Raw genomic sequence first — 16,099 nt, forward strand, 5'->3', positions numbered from 1 at the left:
GCACCTCCTAACTTAACTTTATTCGTTCTCTCTAAGCGGTACGAATCTACAAAGTTCTTTAGTATCTTTCGCTTGTAAAAATACTGTTTCTCCCTTGTACACTCGGATAACCAAAGAGTTGTATCCGCTAACATACATAGAGAAAAATCCTTGGGTTTGTAAACAAAACTGCTCAGACTCTCCGGTACTTGCATAGACAACAAAGCCATTAGCAGGCGGTACATACCTTTTGAAATAATTGTTAGGTTCGTAATCCGGTAATGATTGAACGTCAATCTTGACATCCCCATGCCAATGCGGCGTATTAATTGCCTGAATCCACGATTTTTTATTCCTAAGGAATGTTTCCGCAAAGAGTGCAATAAGTGATTTAAGCATATTGCACCCCCTTGAAGATAGCTAAGTACCCCCCCCCGATTAACTTAATAAATTGAGCTGTTGGGTTATTCCCGCAATAACGTAAATAAGTAACACTTCCTTTTGTTACGGGTGTACAGATATTTATATCAATAGCTGATTGAGGCCTTGTTATTCCTTCGGCGTATTGATTTGATATGACATAAGAAGCGGTTTTTGGATAGCCTTTATCTCTTAGGACTATATATCCGTCACTTGGTGCAGTGTAAGAATATTCCTTTTCAGTAGTCCCATTACTTGCAGGAAGAGTAATAGAAACAGATGAAGCAGAAGGCATAGCCTGATGACCAACATCTGCCGATTCCTGCTTACTGTAAAACTTAGAAAGCAGGAGGCTTAATGTTTGTTTTAGCATGGCAAGCCTCCCTTTGCTAAGTTAAATAATTCCAGCCTTGGGAATGAACCTAAAAAATCCGGCTGCTCTTTCTGGCGTAACAGTTCTAATCCGCAACCGTACACTATCCCCTTTACAACAAGGGACGAAAACTCGCAAGTCTTCGTTGGTATCTTCTCCCCAAGTTTTTCCACAACCAATTTCAGATTTTGAAAGGTTTGACAAAGATAATGCCGATACAAACCAATATCCGCTAATAAACCAGCCGTCATTTGGTGCCGTATATGTTTTGTCAAATGTACTTTCTCCGTTTGACTGTGCGGTGAAGCCGGAGATTGTGTAGTTAGTTGCCTGATTCGATAAGTTGGACTGTTCGCTAATCCAAGCCTTTTTACTCTTGATAAAAGTTTCAAGCAGGAGCTGTAGGAGGTTCTTAAGCATAATTGAACCTCCTTAATAAGGCAGTTATACCCCCCCCCAATAGCTCTCGAAAAACTCAATATGACTCCAGTGCTTATAGGATCTAACTGATATCGAACTTCTGATCCTTTGGTCATCGGCAAAGTGAATCCCATATAGCCGGCATTAGTCAAAGCAGTAACACCTTGCCACTGACTTGAAGAGTTTTCTATAAGGAGGTGATTTGTAATTGCTTTTGCAGAAAAATACCCATCGAATGGCGCAATTAAAGAATGCCACCCCTTGTCTGCAACCACTTCTGAAATAATCGTTGAGAGCTCAGGCTTAGGCATAGCGCTATGCGCCGCCTGTTCGGGCGTTGTGCGACTGTCTAGTAGTCGCTGGATTAATTGTTTTAACATTTTGTCTCCCTGCCCGAACTCCAGAGAGTACGAGCGGTTAATTAAATTTAATGAAGTACCGTTGTCTATTGGTTTCCCCATTTGTATATAAAGTTGCCGTTTCCCCTTTCCTTATTGGAGCCCAAACACTAGTATCAGCTTCTATTGTTCGAGTTACTATTGGCATTCCGTTTATAGTTATTGCCGCCGTAATAGTTGTTGCTCCTTGTGCTAAACCAAGAGCACGGCAATAAACAACCCCGTCTGCTGGTGCTGTGTACTGAACATTATCTTTTTCGTTACTTAGAAGAACTGTGTTTGGCCAAAGAGGAACAGATAACTCGGACAAACGGTATCCGTATACGGTTTTACTATCTACCCCCCCCCTCCCATATTTCGCTTAGGAACAAATAGGCTACATAGCAAACTTGCTAATTGTTTGAGCATTTAAAACCCTCCTTGTTTCATTCGATCTCTACTTTCTACTTTTTGCTGTAATTCATAGGCCAATGCACTTGGGAATTCCGGCCAGTCAACGAATGGAAAACCTGCCGTCTCTGGCATATTTCTTAATGCTTGTCGATAGGCTTCTAAGTACGCTCTGTCTTCATCACTTAAAGCGGTTCTCTTAGCTTTAGCCATTTTCTGCACTGTGATGTCCGGTAACTTGATGTAATCGTCAGTGTCGCAGATACGGGCGTTACGTTCTACCTTGATTACATCAGAATACTTGCTTTTAATGAAGTCGTCATCGTTTTCCGGTAACTCATTTTCTGTGTAGTAGTTGCCGTCAGCACTTCTAAATAAACCGCTCGGGGATAATTCCATTTTCCAAAATGTGATTACTTTCCCTTCCGAAGTTTTAAAGTTTTCGGATACTTTGTAATGTTGTCGTGCGTAGTCTTCATCTTGTTCGTCTGTAAAAGCGTGTTGTCCTTGAGAGTTAGACTCAACAACAATCTTGCCATTTGCATTTTTCAGGCTATAACGAGAAAGAGGCCGTTTTAAGGCCTCTTGTAAATACTCTTGCTTAACTTCATCAAGTGTTTTCATTAATTATCTCCGTAATGCTCCGAACAAAAACCAAAAGCGACAAATTGGAAAACTTTATCTCTTGCTTTCGAATAAGAGATTTTTTTGGCGGTTTCCTCTGAAAAATTGCGGATATCAACGCACGAGGATATCTCAGTAACAGTAAAGCGATTTTTCAATACAAGAGTGCATACCATTGTTCCGGTTCCTTTAACGTGGTGATAGTCTGCCCGCTCAATTAATGCGTCTACTGTTTCATTATTGATAAAGGGAAACTTGCAAGATTTTCTTGCTTCTTCTTTAATTTCACTTGTGTTCATTTTTAATATTTCTCCGTTTAGGTTCCTGTTTCTGTTTCTGATTCGGTATCCGTTCCGTTGATTATTTTGTCAATTTCTTCTTGAGTCCCGCCGTTCTCAAGTATTAACTCTTCAAGAATCGGGCATAGGTAATTGTCGATTCCCGTGTTAAAACCAATGTTATTTCTTGCTGTGGTTTGTTCTGTTTCGGTTAATGATTGAGTAGATGAGTATGAAACATTAGGCGTTAAATCGACCCATGTAGACGAGGTAACCGCCGTTCCTGCCGTGGTATCAATTGATACTAAAGTAAACATTCGTCCGTCAGTACCAACAACCGTATCACCAACCTTAATATTTCCCTGCGGTTTTAAATCCGCAATATTGATTGTTTGAGAAATACTCAAATCACTATCTATAGTTCTTACTGCGTATGCATTGGCTTGGGCTGTTTCGGCTGCTTCTTTTGCACTTTGCGCCTGTTGTTGCGCTGTTTCTGCTAAGTTTTGAGCTGTTTCAGCTGAATTTTGTGCACTTTCTGCGGAATTTTGAGCCTGTAACGCACTATTTAATGCTGATTGTGCGGTTTGTGCGCTGGTTAGTGCGCTAGTCTTAGCTTCATTAGAAGAAGTTACCGCAGTATTAGCCGTTTGAATCGCTTGGCTTGAGGCCGTGAGTGCAGAAGTTGAGTTAGAAATAGACAACTGTATATCTGCGTCCCAATCGTCAACTACTTGCTTTAAAGTTTCAACCTTCTCATTAGCACTATTTGCAACGGCCAAAGCATTAGAACTTGTCGAATTTGCGGTTTGAGCCGTTGTCCTAGCTTCCTTAGCGATATTTAACGCCTCTTCGGAGTTATCCGAGGCATTATCTGCATATTCTCCAATCTCATTAATAGCGTCTTCGGTTTGTTTTAGAACCTCCGGCCCGCTAATTACGCCCGTTCCCGTGGGCGTGTAATGAAATTCAAATTTCTTTAGAGTCATTTTGAATTACCTCTTTAAAATTTATTTTTTGTTTTTCATTCATGCCCGTTATTCAGGAAGTTTCATAAAGTAAGCCTCGGTGTAAAACGGAGGCTCATTAGATACGCCTGAAATACTTGTATTTGCAGTTAATGTATGCGTATGTGTTTGTCCACCCCCAACAGAATTAAGCGTAAATGTGTGTGAGTGATTGCCATTTGAGGAGGTTTCTCCAGTCCATGAATTAGCAGCGTTCATTTGGAAATAACCCCATGGAGCATTATCACCACCGGAAGCCGAAGTGTTATGTGTACTCTGTTTTCCGCTAGAAAAACATCCAGTCGCTATATTTCCTGCTCGGTCATCGCAACCAATTTGTCCCGTGATATTCATGCTTCCTCTTGTATGAGCATGATTACCCGTTGTATTTGTGCTGCCTGAATGTGTGTGAGAAGGCAATTGTTCAATAGTTAAAGTAGTTCCACCGATTACTCCATTTACTGCAATATTAGGAATATCTAACGTAGCCGATCCGCCTGTTTTACCTGCATTCTCAACAGTAGAACCTTTAACGAATTTATCAATAAGGTTTGGCGTTACGCCACCTTTTCCGTCCGAACCTCCGTCACAAAGAACCCAGCCCGTATCCGGTTGAGTAGTGCCCCAGAAAATCGGATTTCTGTTGTCAGTTCCGCCCATTTGCACATTATGAAAAGCCATAATTGCGCCGGCCGGAACGGTTACATCTATATTTTTCCAATAGGTGCGGTTTGAGCCGGGAGCAACAACAGTTGAAGCCGGGCCATTAACTTTTACGCACCTGTACTTAGTTCCGTTTTGTAATACTTCATTCCCAACTTCATAATTTAATAAAGCGGAATAATTCATAATCCCGCCTTGTTGATACCAAACAGTGAATTGAGAAAGTAAAAGTAAAATCCCGTTGAAATCGTTTTTGTGCGGTGGGATTCCGCCTTGTTCAATAGGGATTGCATTCTCATGACCCCAACCGTTTTGTTGCGATAAACGCCCCGTTCCTGCTTCGGTCGGGGTTAATGGCGGAATTGTGTAATCCCCGTCTTTCGCAATGGTTGATTGAATTTGAAACTGTGGATAATTGCTCATGATTGATATATCTCAATTAAATTTCAATTGTTTTCGAGGGGTTAAATACACCCTGATTAAACGGCAAAAGTTTTTGACCAAAGAACCCAAAAACAAGGTTAGAAGGCGTTACGGTTTCAACATTTGCTAATACGCCCGCTGGCCTATTTAGTAACCCGTAATTTTTTAAAATCGCTATCTGTACGCTGGTAGGTTCACCAACAATGCGGATATTGATACTCATATCTTGATAATCGTTAACGAATGCAGGTAAGCCGATTAACTTTGTAAGTAGTTTGTTAATCGTTGCGCTAGTTGAATTAGATACGTTTACAACCGCTCGATAGAAGATTAAAAACCTGAAAAGTTCATCATCTAAGCGAGTGTCAACGTTATCAATAACTAAGTTTCTATTTACGCCTACCCGCCGTCCCCACCAGTCCAAAAAAACACCCTGCGAAGTTGCAGGGTTTAGGATTTTTTGAAAGAAGTAATCTAGTTGCGGGCTAGCGTCTAATTCTTCATTAAACAACATCGCTAATTGCTGATACTTTTGCGAATGTGAATATTGAGATTGCAAAGCGATAGAAATTAGACATCGAACGTTAGATAGTTTCCGAAAATCGGAAACACTTAAGATATTGCGCCATGTGGTCGAATCAGACATTTTTTGCACCTCCAAAAAACTTATATAACTAAGAAGTAAATGCAATAGTGATATCTGACTCACTGATTGTTGGTTCAATATCTGCGGGTATCTGTACACTACTAGCAAGTGTTCCGGTACCTAATGCAACCTCAATTGAAGCAATAGGGGCGGTTGTTGAATTTTGAATTACAGAGTAAAAACGAGAAGCGTAAACGGTTGACGCTAGCGAAACTCTATCATTAGCACCACCGCCCGTTACGTCAGTAATTAAAGATTGAATTACTAAGTTCTTTTCGGTTGGATTCATAGACGAACCAAAAAAAGTTACTTTAATCTTTAATGCTTGAGATTCAGGGCGCACAATGTTATAAGTGTACGTAGCGTTATAAAAATTCTCATCTGTATAGCTAACTTGATAGTCTCCGGTCGTTCCACATCCTGCGTCTTTCCGCTGGTAAATCGTTTTGGCTATTTCTTCATCTTCACCGCCAACGATAGAGATAAGGATTGAATGCGGATTAATCGTTACTCCAAATTTTTCAATGCTAGTATTGTTTGGATTTTCAAGAACTCGGACATCTAAAACACCGTCCAAGGCAGCAAGATTCGCTTGAATTGCCTCAACGTAACCGGTTGCATTAATCGCATAACTTTCAATCATGCGGTTTCTTAATTCGGAATCGGTCTCTTCATCACGCCCAATAATTCCCGCCGTTGGATTTGTAATTGAATCCCAACCTGCGATAGTAGTGACTATTTTATTTACCGCATTACTTGCAACTTCTAACGGGCCATGTTCAATAGCTGTAAACGTTGTAAGTACTGTTCCGTTATCTGCGATTTTTGCACCGGAGGCGTTGGAGTGTCGGTATTGATTACCTTGTGAGTCTTGGGCAATAGCTCCATAAGGGATTACTGTACCTTTTAAACCTGTCAATTTACAGTTAACTACTGTCGGTTCGGATATCTTTCTATCTAAGCCGTAAAGCGAAGCCAAAGCGTCTAGGAATTTTCCTGTTGCAGTTACAGGATTAACCATGTTTGATAAAAAAATAATTTCTGCATTCTTAGCCTCAATTTCGGAAACAATTAAATCTAAAACCTGTCCCATTGGCGAAGAAGGCTCAATATTTAAGAGTGGTTCATCGGGTGAGGTTTGAAATGCTTGCTGTATCTTTTCTCCTATGTCTTGTCTAATTTCTTGTGTGCTAGGCAAAGTTACGCCTGTTTGCGGATTAAAAATTACTTGTGCCATTGCGTTTAAACCTAATTAAAGAAAATAAATTAAAACTTTAAAAATTAAAAGTAAGTGTTTCTTGTAATTCTGTAGTGATTGTTATCTCACCGTGTAGTATTCGATTCTCTTCGTCAAATTCGGTTACTGTTACGCTGTCTACAGATTGCACCCCTTGAGTCCGATTCCCGGCTTCTCTGATAACTTGCGATAACACGGTTGTATCTAAGCTCTTAGCTAATTGAGCCTCTTTCCAATTAATGCCGTTTTCCTGTTGGAAGTAAGCGTCATTCGTCCATAGTCTTATCTCATTAGCTAAGTTTTGAGCTATAGCAAGATTACCGCTGGTTAATAAAATATTCCCCTCTGGCGTAAGCTGTAAATCCCAACTGTTTGGGTCAAGTAACGCCGTTTTATTTTCGTGCGCCATAATCTAAAAGTCCTGATTAATTTATTCCGGTTGTCCGGTGCTTGAATCACCGCTTTGTACGCCCGTATGAGTGTGAGTAGTAAGGCTAATTCCTTGAGCTGATACATCCCCGCTAAACGTTGCATTTTCACCGCCAGCACCACCGCCAGAAATAGCTCCATTCAAATTAATTTGCGGGGCTGTAACAGTAAACGAAGAAGAGGCCGTTACTTCCATAGTCTGCGCCTCAACTTTTGCGCTCTTGGTCTTTATCGTGACTTCTTGAGGGGCTTCAATAGCAATAGTTCCTTCATCTTCTAAATGAATAAATACCTCGGGCGCACTGCCCCAAAAACCACCAATATAGAAAGAGTCGGACGGGTCAAATTGTCTAAAAGTTGCCGGAACCTTAGGCGTATTGTCTCCGTTAATGTTGGAAATATCATTTTTGGCAACAACCGCAAGGCCTATATCTCCGACCTTAGGGTCACAAATTACGGCTGCCTTACCATGTTGTAATCGGAAATATGGCAACTTAGGAATGTTGGTAACTTGTAAGCCTTGACCTTTATTATTTCTTGGCTGTAAAAGCGGTTTTACTGATACGTAACCCGCTCCTTTATCTTTCCCGTTTCTCTCTACTGCTGTAACGACAACAGGTAATGAGGTGCTAACGATTTTAGAGATAAGCGAGGAAACAAAGAAATTAAGGGCGTTAGTTTCATTTGAGCTTGCAAAATCGTTATATCCTGCACTAAGTTCTTTCTCGTCTGCCATACTTACCACCTTGGGAAAATCGCATTAATTTGTGTTTTCCAAGCGTTCCCGCCCGGATCATTTGCGCTCAGTTGATGATTAAGTCCTACTATTTTCCAAGTGCCGGAGGCGTGAGGTACGATAGATTCTAGTTTGAAGTTCGCACCGATTCTTAGCTCAGGTCGGAAAAAACAAGATACGTTAATGCCATTATTGGAAAAAGTCGGATAGCCGATCATTCCGTTTTGCGCATTAATAAGTGGAATACCGCCTTGGTCTTTACGGCTTGCATTCTTGGGCATTAATACAACTTTTTCATCATCAAATAAAAGATCGGCACCAACGGCCTCGGCTATACGGCGCATTTTTGTGACCGGGTCACCGTTAATAATGCAGTCTTTGATTGAGGCGGTTACTTCGTTATTCTCAAATACGTATCCAACTTCTTTACTTAATTGGTCAATCAATCCGGCCACTGTTTGATTACCATTAACGGAAATTGGAGCTTGAGGAATTAAAGCCGGAAACAGTCCGCAGTTGGCTTCAATCTTAAAGTCAGGTGAAGGCGAGGCGTTAAAGTCCGCCCAAGCGTTGACAATCTCACCCTTGAAAACAACCGATAAGGTTTTACCTTTTTGACCCGCAGAAATATTTATCTTATTTCTTTTCAATGAAAACGATTTAAATCCTAAGTGGGTTAATCGTTCCATTGTGTTTAAAGATAATCCTTTAATACTTACCGTGGCTTTAGGGAATGCCGGACATCCTGACTTAGTAATGCTTACTTTCATCGCAAGGTCTCGGATTGTTAAGGCTTCCTGCCCGTCTAAAGTAACCGTAACGGCGATATCTTTTTGAGTGTAGGTAGTTTCATTATTGTTCATTAGAAGCCTCGCTATCGGTGCTCTCATAAAGCAATAACCACCTTGTATTTAACTCTTCGTACTGTGGATCGGACTGCCCTAAAGTATCTATAAAGTACAATCTTCCATTAAAGTTAGGGGAGGGGTAACAATTAATATCTGTCCCAACGCAAACCTTACGCCCCTTGAATATCTCAATCTCGTTGCAGGTCAAATCACAATAGAGTGATTCCGCAACCTGTCTAAGCTGAATCACGCAGTTTTGAGAGTCAAGAACAACTGAAAACTCTTGCCACGGAAGAGGGGATATTTCAATCTGTTCAATCATGTTTTATCCCTTATTTAAACTTATCTAAACTTATTTAAACTTATTCGAAACACTCTTAAAGAATGAAGTTCTGGTTTGCGCCTGTCCGGTATTTACTTTATTTGCAGAGGTTGCACGCTTAGGCGAGTACTTTGTTTTTTGAGTACTTAAATCAACGCTAATAATTTCTACAAAAGAACAATGTACTGATAAGAAACAAGCTCCGGTCGATTGAGTTCTCGTAAAATCGTAATGATCTAGTGCCATATTGCGCCAGATTTTGGCCGGGGAAAAAATCGTACAAGTTTCTGTACTCTGGATTTTCTTATCTAGCATGGCTAAGGCCAAAACCTGCACGGGATAACTACCATTGAATAAGAACTCAACATTAACCCGCTCAGGTTCTCGGACAATGTTATAGGCCGCAAGTTGTCCGTTTTCAATCGGCTCGGTAGGTATCTTAGAACTTCTATCAGAGTCAATAGAACCGATAGAAGTATACGGAACAAAAGGTAAGAGGTTATCGCTAACTACTGTCCAAGCGAAACCCATAACTGAATTTATTGAAGCCATTTTTTAATAACTCTCCATTAAACCAGATGAGCTATTAGCTAACAAATCGTTTTTATTTAAACCTTCGGATACGCCCTGCATAGTGGCTTGTTTAATCGCTTGAGGGTCTGCGTCACCGTTCACGTTAATAACTACATCAGTTTTAACTTGATTGTTTACTGTGTTTTGTTTTACCGCTTTTCCGGCGTAAGGTGCACCGTTACCCGCTATATTTCCGGCAGGTGGAACTATCTTCTTTTCCTTATCGTCTCCAAAACCCAAGAAATTTTTAACGCTGTCCATGGGATTAGTTAAAGCGTCCGGCAATTTCCAATCAGAGAAGAAATTAAGTTTTTCTGTTATCCAATCGAAAATCGAAGCAACACTTTCTTTAATACTTTCCCATGTTTCAATGAATGTCTTTTTGATTTCAGGAAGTTTATTAATTAAATCGGCAATTCCTTTGGCAACTGATCCAATAGAACCAACAATCGTAAGAATTGCAGATTTAACAACCGACCCGAAAACATCCATGAACAGGTCTTTTACAGGTTTTAATGCGTCACCAAGCTCGCAAATTGCCTTCCAAGCGTCTTTAAATGATTGTCTTACGCCCTCGATATCTTCACTTGAGTATCCGAGAGTTTCTAGGAACTCACCAAATACGCTATCTCCGCCCTCAACGAACGTAATTAAATCATCTATAGCACCAGCCAATAAGACAATTAAACTGATTGCAACCCCTAGCGGGCTAAAGAGCGCTCCCAAAACCTTAGGGGCATTAGTCAGAATTGCACGAGGGCCGAAGGCAGCAGCTGCTGCCACTGTAATCGCACCCAAGGCAATCTTGATAAATTCTGAATGTTCTCCAATGAAATTGGCTAATTCTGCAAATGCTTTAACCGCTTTTTCAACATACGGGATAAAGAACTTGGCAAACTGGTTGCCAATGTTTTGAACTGCCATTCCGGTGGTTTGCCACGCTATCTTAAAACGCCGTGCATTTTCTGCGTCTTTAGGCGTTAATGCCATTTTCCGATAGGTTTCAACAAGCGTATTCATTTGCTTGTTGTTTTGCAAGAAAACGGCTGCGCTTTCACGAGTCAAACCCATGTATTTAAGGGCATAGTCAGCTTGAGCACCGCTCATGCCGTTAAGTTGTTTTCCCATTCGGAGGAAAACTTCACCGCTTGCGCCTGTACGTTCGGTAAACGATTTCATAGCGTTAGTAAATGCCTCAGCACTACCACCGGCCGCAACATTAGCCTTGCGCCATGCGTCTATTTCCGATACGTTCATCCGTACGGACTTAGATAAATCATCTAACTTAGCTCCTTCATCAAGAAAGTTAGTAAACATGAGCTTTGCGCCGAACATTGCAACCAAAGGCCCGGCGTAAGACTTGATAGCGGAAAATACTCTTTTAGCCGTACTGTCTAATTGTTCAAACGCTTTTTGGCCTTGTTTACCTGCTTTATCTAAATCTTTTCCGGTTTGTTCTGCTTTATCGGAGGCCTGAACTAGGCCTGTTCCTACTTTGGCTATAGCGTCTCCGGTCTCATTTACTTTTTGAGCTGTAATGTCTGTCGCATTACCTAACAGATGATTGATATCTTCATCCGCACCAGCAGATTTTTTAATTAAATAATCTAACTTTTTGGCTAATAAATCAAAGAACTCAATAATCCCGTCCGCTTTCAAGCCAATGTCGATTAATAGTTGATCTGTTGTAGTTGCCATGATTTTCAGCCAAAAAAGTTAGAAGTAGTAATTTAGTTTTGGCTCTTTTGTGCGAGCCATTTGTTGTAGTTTTCTACTAAAAGAACTTCATCCAACTGATACGCTTCTTCTAGCGTCATAGTTGTTTGAAGTTCTTGTAGTGTCGCTAAGTTGTTAGCAATTAAGCGAGAAAAAAGCGGGGAAAAGTTAGAAGGTGTCGCAATTCCCCGCACTTTTGCACAATCAGCTAGAAACTCACCCCGCCTTGGGAGGTATGTTTCAGAAAGTTGGGAAAAAAACCAAAATTTGCCTCAACGGATTCTTTTCTTAATCTAAGAAGCGTTAGCGGGGAGGAAATATAGCCGTCTGCGTCATCATAGGAAAATTGTGTTTCCTTACCTTCACAAACTCGATACACGCATTTAAGCACTTCATCAAGAATTGCTTTAGCTTCTGGATATGGAGCACTTAATACCGCTTTAATAGCTTCATTGTAATTAATAGAATCAAAATTCATATTTTTCCCGGCCAACATTGCAACACGGATAATTAAATCTTCCGCTTTAGTTGCAGGAAAAGGATAAATCTTGAATGTGAGCTTATTTCCGCCGTCATCCAGCTTGATAATTTTCGGTTCTTTCATTATTAAATTTTCTCCATTCTTTCAAAGTGGAATACCCAAGTTGTCGGTGCCAAAACTTTATTAACTGCTGGCAATGGGTTTGCGGTTTGAAGTACTCCTTTGGAAAACTGATAAGACTTGCCAATACTCGGTAAGCGAACAGTTAAGTTACAAACATAGATTTTCTTGTTTGAACTCATTGCTTCATAAATATTTGCAAATGCGAAAGCCGTAGGAGAATTGGCTTCTAACGTGATTGTTACCGGATAAATATTGGGGGTAACACCAGCAGCCATATGACCGTCCACGCCCATGCGGGTTTCGGCAATTTGCATTGAATCGGCAACAATTGCAGCGTCTGTTGAGAAATTTTGTAATTGAATGCCATTCGGATATAAATCTTCTACTGTCATAACCGCTGTGGCATTAGCAGCGGTGATATCTAAATTTTGTGTTGGTAAAGCCATTTTTTAAGCTCCAAAACTAATTAAATCTAAGCATTAAAGGATTTCAGATAGAGGCATCTCTACTCTTTGGATACTTCCGGCATAAGTAAACCAGAGGCCTAAACGTGGCGTTCCTCTCTCAGTTCTTACGTTTGCAGACGGGGACTCAATCAAGTACCAATAACCCTTAGAGTACAAATCTTGTTTAATGTTCGTGTTGGCGGTTTCTGTGAGTAACTGTTGAACTTGAGAGTTAGAAAGTTCTAAGCCTGTATCGATCACGCCGTTGTGTTTAGCTTCGTTGATAGGGTCAAGTAACCACGCTTCAATAAATGCAAATCCAAGGGCGTTATAAGGTGCTCTATTAATTGAAGCAAAGCCGTCCATAATTTGGCGTTGAATGCGAGCTTTAAACCAAATCATTCCGTAGAGAACATCAATGAACTCATAGATACCGGATAGCAAACAACCTCTATTAATAAAATCAAATTCTGCGTTACGGGTTGCAAATGCTCCCACGTAATTCACTCTTAAATCATCTAAGGCTTCGGCTACTTCATCGCTTAGAACGCTTGCTTTAATGCCAGAAGCGGATTTAGCGAACCATGTTTTAATTCCTTGGTTTGCCGTCCAGTCAATGGAGGCACCCACGGCCAAAAATGTAGCGGTTTCCTGCGCACCGCCGTAAACCTCAACAAGACAATTAAAGTTATTTTCTTTCAGCTTGTAGGCTTTAGTTTGAGATTGTGTCGCTTGATTGGTCATCTTTACGTCATTATCCCAATCGAAATAGACATAATCATCATCGATATCTGCCCACTTAGCTAATTCCATAGCCTCGTCTAATTCTGTTTCGTAAAGAGTAGTGAAGCCTACCCAATTGCGAGAAACAGAAGTGATCAGGTTCATGTTTTGAGAAGGGGTTAAAGCTTTAGAACCTTGGGATAAAACCGCCCCGGTTTCTTCACTCAAACCTAACAAAGCGGACAAATCAGTGCCAGAACCTGTGGCCTCGGCGTATCCGATTGTCGCAGTGTCACCTGTTGCGGTGGTTGTAAGAATAATGGCTTTCTGGTCAGAGTTATAAACGCCTGTAACGCCTGTAATAGCTGTAGCCAATAAAGTGGCAACTTCACTTAATGATTTAGCTGTAGATAAATCCAAGTCGGATACTGTTTTGGTCTCAGCCCCAACGGTAATTTTTAAGGAACCGTCTTCAATCTTCACAAGTTCGGATAATTGAGTATTAACCGGAGCGGAACGAATCCAAGCGGCGCAATCAGCTGAAACACGGCGGGCAACAAATAATCTCTGTACTGATTTCTGTTGGTTGTTTACGCCTGAAAAGTACTGATTAGCAAAATCAGCTTCTTTTGATTCAGCTCCAAAGTAGTTGGCAACTGATTGAGCGGTAATGAACTCAACCGCTGGTTTAGAAGTTGGAATAAGTGCATTATCGGTAAGCAAGAGGCCGTTAGTTTCGAGGTCAGCCGAACCCGCCCCGATTACTCTTGGGGTAATGGAAACTAGGTAGTTACTATTGATTGACATAGTTAAATCCCATAAAAAAAGACCGCTCTAAACGGTCTTTGGTTGATTGATATGCAAATATTAAAAATTTTGTATTCTTCCTTGAGTCATGTCGGAGACTAGAGTATGATTCTTGTACGGACTTTTCAGGTGGTCTTATGGGAGTCGTCCCTTGAGCTTCCGAGAGAGCCTGAAATTAAGAACCTGACGACCTCTAGCTCTGTGAAGGACATCACCTAGATAAGTCAGGTTCTCTGCTTTAGCACCTAATACTAATAATTTCAAAACCATTTCCAAATTCACTGTCTCTTGCTGGTTTGATAGGAATAACTGAGGATTTAAGTTTCTTTGAAAAACCTAAATTCTTGGAATTGCCTGAGTTGTATATTTCCTTCCTTTCTCCTTCCCTCTTCCTTCTTATATCCACGCTAAATAAAATATTTTCGTTTTGATAATTCATTCTTTTGTAAGCAGTCAAGAAGTCATAATCAGGATGATGGTTGGGAGTATTTCTCCATTTAGTTTTAATCCCCTCCGACAGTATGGTTTCGAGCTTCGACATTGCAAATAGTTGTCTTTTCGCAATTTCTTTTCTCTTTTTCGGATTCTTATTACCTTCTCTAGAATATAAGTATTTGGCACTTTCTTTGACAAATCCCGAACCTAATTTAACTGATGTAGCCCCGTACCCTGGAAGGTTGACATGGTAAGTTCCTATCAAACTTTGTGCTGCTTCTTTAAGTACCTTTCTAGGCTCACTTCCTTGCTCTAGCTTCTCATTAAAACTTTCAAGATTAAAATTTCCTTTTTGTTGAGGTTTCTCTGTTTCTATTTTCTTTCCTACATTACCCTCAAGATTTCCTTTGTCATCAACTGGAACATGAGCACCTTTTATCGTTATCCACTCTTTAGTATCTTTGGCTATTGTGTGATTGCAACGAAATAAGAACCCCGCATGAAAGGCATATCCGAGGGAAAACTCTCTACCTATTTCCTTAGCATTTTCCATTTTTAACCTTCCTTTGGCGGATAGCTAACATCAACATTTTTTAAATCAACATTCACTGCACTAAAGAATCCCATAGTCGCTTTAACAACCGATTGCATACTTAAGTGAAGCGTTAATGTTGAACGTTTTACATAAGAATCAGAATCACCTACTAGAGTTGTATCCTTCGGGTCATCTGCGTATAGAAGACTTAAGCCCCTATCTTTAAAGAATTGAACGCCAACGGAGGAGCGGGCTACAGTATCAAGTGCCTGCGCTCTTAGCATGGCATTAATGCCGTCTTCTCCGTTTTTCGTGGAGGCGTAGCAGTCAACCTGCACTAAAACCTCTACAGTGTTAGATAAATAAATTTCATCATCTAAACCTTTGTCATCATACTGTTCAAATCCTGTGCCGTGGCGCACACTGGATATATACGAGAAGATAACGTAATCGTTACTTTCAGCAGGTAATGCGATATTGTTTTGATTACCGTAAAAGATATTTTCTTTCTTAATCTCAGGTACGGCAAAAACAGATAAGAACTCATAAACCGCTTTAACAATGTTAGGGGTTAAGTTTTCCGCTTTAATTGTTTGTGTCGGTTCCTGTGCCGTTTTCGTTTTCAGTGTTTTCTTCATCGTCATTTTCTTTAATCGTTAATTGTGGCGTATCGGTTTGAAAAGTACACCGAACACAAACCCAACCAGCGTCCGAAAAATCCTCTAATACCGCTGTGATAAGCCAATACCCGCCAAACTTATCAACAATGTAATCACCCGAACGGGCGAGAGGTCTATATAAGCTCCACGGCCTCGATTCACGGTCATTAGACGCATGAATGTATAGCTTTCTGACTGTTGAGTTTTGACCCGCCAAATTTGCATGGTCTAGAGTACTATCCCCCTCACTTTGAAAGTTTCCGGTAATTGTTTCAGCTGGTGCATATAACGCTTTAATCAAGCCGTTTACGTTCTCTTGTCCTAAGGAACGATAGTAGGTAAAAGAATCATCTTGATAGTTAGCGTTAATCGCATGACGCACGATTGAATGTAGATTCAAGCTCATTA

21 protein-coding genes are annotated in these 16,099 nt (G+C 40.6%); all 21 read right to left on the reverse strand.

Annotated features, from left to right (window positions below):
- Window positions 1–18 precede the first annotated feature (18 nt).
- Entirely contained in the window at window positions 19–378 is a 360-nt protein-coding gene (locus ADH67_RS00640; RefSeq protein WP_066590704.1) for a hypothetical protein, read from the reverse strand.
- Window positions 371–772, reverse strand: a complete 402-nt coding sequence (locus tag ADH67_RS00645) for a hypothetical protein (protein ID WP_089275686.1) — start codon at window positions 770–772, stop codon at window positions 371–373. Before ADH67_RS00645 ends, ADH67_RS00640 begins: the two co-directional genes overlap by 8 nt.
- Window positions 766–1,572, reverse strand: coding sequence for a hypothetical protein (locus ADH67_RS00650; RefSeq protein ID WP_143597695.1), 807 nt, complete (start codon window positions 1,570–1,572; stop codon window positions 766–768). Before ADH67_RS00650 ends, ADH67_RS00645 begins: the two co-directional genes overlap by 7 nt.
- A 426-nt stretch (window positions 1,573–1,998) precedes the next feature.
- Window positions 1,999–2,604: a phage tail assembly chaperone gene (locus ADH67_RS00655; protein WP_066590708.1), complete on the reverse strand. Its 606-nt coding sequence runs from the start codon at window positions 2,602–2,604 to the stop codon at window positions 1,999–2,001.
- Window positions 2,604–2,903 carry a Gp49 family protein gene (locus ADH67_RS00660; RefSeq protein ID WP_084081391.1) on the reverse strand — a complete coding sequence of 100 codons (300 nt, stop codon included), beginning with the start codon at window positions 2,901–2,903 and terminating at the stop codon, window positions 2,604–2,606. The genes ADH67_RS00655 and ADH67_RS00660 overlap by 1 nt, the downstream gene beginning before the upstream one ends.
- 17 nt (window positions 2,904–2,920) lie before the next feature.
- Window positions 2,921–3,871, reverse strand: coding sequence for an alanine-zipper protein (locus ADH67_RS00665; RefSeq protein ID WP_066590710.1), 951 nt, complete (start codon window positions 3,869–3,871; stop codon window positions 2,921–2,923).
- 48 nt (window positions 3,872–3,919) lie between these two features.
- The gene (locus ADH67_RS00670) at window positions 3,920–4,975 is read right to left on the reverse strand and encodes a short-chain fatty acid transporter (protein ID WP_066590712.1); all 1,056 of its coding nucleotides are present in this window, start codon (window positions 4,973–4,975) and stop codon (window positions 3,920–3,922) included.
- Between the two features lie 16 nt (window positions 4,976–4,991).
- Complete coding sequence (locus tag ADH67_RS00675) at window positions 4,992–5,621, reverse strand: baseplate wedge 1 family protein (RefSeq protein WP_066590714.1); 630 nt, start codon at window positions 5,619–5,621, stop codon at window positions 4,992–4,994.
- Between the two features lie 28 nt (window positions 5,622–5,649).
- Window positions 5,650–6,858, reverse strand: a complete 1,209-nt coding sequence (locus ADH67_RS00680; protein WP_066590715.1) for a baseplate J/gp47 family protein — start codon at window positions 6,856–6,858, stop codon at window positions 5,650–5,652.
- Between the two features lie 37 nt (window positions 6,859–6,895).
- A complete protein-coding gene (locus tag ADH67_RS00685; protein ID WP_066590716.1) occupies window positions 6,896–7,267 on the reverse strand; it encodes a contractile injection system sheath initiator in 372 nt (123 codons plus the stop codon).
- Between the two features lie 21 nt (window positions 7,268–7,288).
- The gene (locus tag ADH67_RS00690) at window positions 7,289–8,023 is read right to left on the reverse strand and encodes a phage baseplate assembly protein (RefSeq protein ID WP_066590717.1); all 735 of its coding nucleotides are present in this window, start codon (window positions 8,021–8,023) and stop codon (window positions 7,289–7,291) included.
- Window positions 8,024–8,025: 2 nt separating this feature from the next.
- The gene (locus tag ADH67_RS00695) at window positions 8,026–8,886 is read right to left on the reverse strand and encodes a baseplate hub protein (protein WP_066590719.1); all 861 of its coding nucleotides are present in this window, start codon (window positions 8,884–8,886) and stop codon (window positions 8,026–8,028) included.
- Window positions 8,876–9,193: a phage baseplate plug family protein gene (locus ADH67_RS00700; RefSeq protein ID WP_066590721.1), complete on the reverse strand. Its 318-nt coding sequence runs from the start codon at window positions 9,191–9,193 to the stop codon at window positions 8,876–8,878. The genes ADH67_RS00695 and ADH67_RS00700 overlap by 11 nt, the downstream gene beginning before the upstream one ends.
- A 30-nt stretch (window positions 9,194–9,223) precedes the next feature.
- Window positions 9,224–9,745: a phage baseplate protein gene (locus tag ADH67_RS00705; protein ID WP_066590723.1), complete on the reverse strand. Its 522-nt coding sequence runs from the start codon at window positions 9,743–9,745 to the stop codon at window positions 9,224–9,226.
- Window positions 9,746–9,748: 3 nt separating this feature from the next.
- Complete coding sequence (locus ADH67_RS00710; RefSeq protein ID WP_066590725.1) at window positions 9,749–11,464, reverse strand: hypothetical protein; 1,716 nt, start codon at window positions 11,462–11,464, stop codon at window positions 9,749–9,751.
- 226 nt (window positions 11,465–11,690) lie between these two features.
- A complete protein-coding gene (locus tag ADH67_RS00720) occupies window positions 11,691–12,086 on the reverse strand; it encodes a hypothetical protein (protein ID WP_066590729.1) in 396 nt (131 codons plus the stop codon).
- Between the two features lie 2 nt (window positions 12,087–12,088).
- On the reverse strand, window positions 12,089–12,532 hold the full coding sequence (locus ADH67_RS00725) for a phage tail fiber protein (RefSeq protein ID WP_066590731.1): 444 nt from the start codon (window positions 12,530–12,532) through the stop codon (window positions 12,089–12,091).
- Between the two features lie 33 nt (window positions 12,533–12,565).
- On the reverse strand, window positions 12,566–14,062 hold the full coding sequence (locus tag ADH67_RS00730; RefSeq protein ID WP_066590733.1) for a DUF3383 family protein: 1,497 nt from the start codon (window positions 14,060–14,062) through the stop codon (window positions 12,566–12,568).
- A gap of 238 nt (window positions 14,063–14,300) precedes the next feature.
- Window positions 14,301–15,050 carry a hypothetical protein gene (locus ADH67_RS00735; protein ID WP_066590735.1) on the reverse strand — a complete coding sequence of 250 codons (750 nt, stop codon included), beginning with the start codon at window positions 15,048–15,050 and terminating at the stop codon, window positions 14,301–14,303.
- Between the two features lie 2 nt (window positions 15,051–15,052).
- On the reverse strand, window positions 15,053–15,670 hold the full coding sequence (locus ADH67_RS00740; RefSeq protein WP_236578432.1) for a phage neck terminator protein: 618 nt from the start codon (window positions 15,668–15,670) through the stop codon (window positions 15,053–15,055).
- Entirely contained in the window at window positions 15,618–16,097 is a 480-nt protein-coding gene (locus ADH67_RS00745; protein WP_066590737.1) for a hypothetical protein, read from the reverse strand. The genes ADH67_RS00740 and ADH67_RS00745 overlap by 53 nt, the downstream gene beginning before the upstream one ends.
- Between the last annotated feature and the right edge of the window lie 2 nt (window positions 16,098–16,099).

Source organism: Turicimonas muris (genome assembly GCF_002221595.1).
Classification (GTDB): Bacteria; Pseudomonadota; Gammaproteobacteria; order Burkholderiales; family Burkholderiaceae_F; genus Turicimonas; species Turicimonas muris.

What these genes read in the sequence shown, in the direction of transcription:
- ADH67_RS00640 (WP_066590704.1), bottom strand. Translation starts at nt 378, where the DNA reads ATGCTTAAATCACTTATTGCACTCTTTGCGGAAACATTCCTTAGGAAT.
- ADH67_RS00645 (WP_089275686.1), bottom strand. Translation starts at nt 772, where the DNA reads ATGCTAAAACAAACATTAAGCCTCCTGCTTTCTAAGTTTTACAGTAAG.
- ADH67_RS00650 (WP_143597695.1), bottom strand. Translation starts at nt 1,572, where the DNA reads ATGTTAAAACAATTAATCCAGCGACTACTAGACAGTCGCACAACGCCC.
- ADH67_RS00655 (WP_066590708.1), bottom strand. Translation starts at nt 2,604, where the DNA reads ATGAAAACACTTGATGAAGTTAAGCAAGAGTATTTACAAGAGGCCTTA.
- ADH67_RS00660 (WP_084081391.1), bottom strand. Translation starts at nt 2,903, where the DNA reads ATGAACACAAGTGAAATTAAAGAAGAAGCAAGAAAATCTTGCAAGTTT.
- ADH67_RS00665 (WP_066590710.1), bottom strand. Translation starts at nt 3,871, where the DNA reads ATGACTCTAAAGAAATTTGAATTTCATTACACGCCCACGGGAACGGGC.
- ADH67_RS00670 (WP_066590712.1), bottom strand. Translation starts at nt 4,975, where the DNA reads ATGAGCAATTATCCACAGTTTCAAATTCAATCAACCATTGCGAAAGAC.
- ADH67_RS00675 (WP_066590714.1), bottom strand. Translation starts at nt 5,621, where the DNA reads ATGTCTGATTCGACCACATGGCGCAATATCTTAAGTGTTTCCGATTTT.
- ADH67_RS00680 (WP_066590715.1), bottom strand. Translation starts at nt 6,858, where the DNA reads ATGGCACAAGTAATTTTTAATCCGCAAACAGGCGTAACTTTGCCTAGC.
- ADH67_RS00685 (WP_066590716.1), bottom strand. Translation starts at nt 7,267, where the DNA reads ATGGCGCACGAAAATAAAACGGCGTTACTTGACCCAAACAGTTGGGAT.
- ADH67_RS00690 (WP_066590717.1), bottom strand. Translation starts at nt 8,023, where the DNA reads ATGGCAGACGAGAAAGAACTTAGTGCAGGATATAACGATTTTGCAAGC.
- ADH67_RS00695 (WP_066590719.1), bottom strand. Translation starts at nt 8,886, where the DNA reads ATGAACAATAATGAAACTACCTACACTCAAAAAGATATCGCCGTTACG.
- ADH67_RS00700 (WP_066590721.1), bottom strand. Translation starts at nt 9,193, where the DNA reads ATGATTGAACAGATTGAAATATCCCCTCTTCCGTGGCAAGAGTTTTCA.
- ADH67_RS00705 (WP_066590723.1), bottom strand. Translation starts at nt 9,745, where the DNA reads ATGGCTTCAATAAATTCAGTTATGGGTTTCGCTTGGACAGTAGTTAGC.
- ADH67_RS00710 (WP_066590725.1), bottom strand. Translation starts at nt 11,464, where the DNA reads ATGGCAACTACAACAGATCAACTATTAATCGACATTGGCTTGAAAGCG.
- ADH67_RS00720 (WP_066590729.1), bottom strand. Translation starts at nt 12,086, where the DNA reads ATGAAAGAACCGAAAATTATCAAGCTGGATGACGGCGGAAATAAGCTC.
- ADH67_RS00725 (WP_066590731.1), bottom strand. Translation starts at nt 12,532, where the DNA reads ATGGCTTTACCAACACAAAATTTAGATATCACCGCTGCTAATGCCACA.
- ADH67_RS00730 (WP_066590733.1), bottom strand. Translation starts at nt 14,062, where the DNA reads ATGTCAATCAATAGTAACTACCTAGTTTCCATTACCCCAAGAGTAATC.
- ADH67_RS00735 (WP_066590735.1), bottom strand. Translation starts at nt 15,050, where the DNA reads ATGGAAAATGCTAAGGAAATAGGTAGAGAGTTTTCCCTCGGATATGCC.
- ADH67_RS00740 (WP_236578432.1), bottom strand. Translation starts at nt 15,670, where the DNA reads ATGAAGAAAACACTGAAAACGAAAACGGCACAGGAACCGACACAAACA.
- ADH67_RS00745 (WP_066590737.1), bottom strand. Translation starts at nt 16,097, where the DNA reads ATGAGCTTGAATCTACATTCAATCGTGCGTCATGCGATTAACGCTAAC.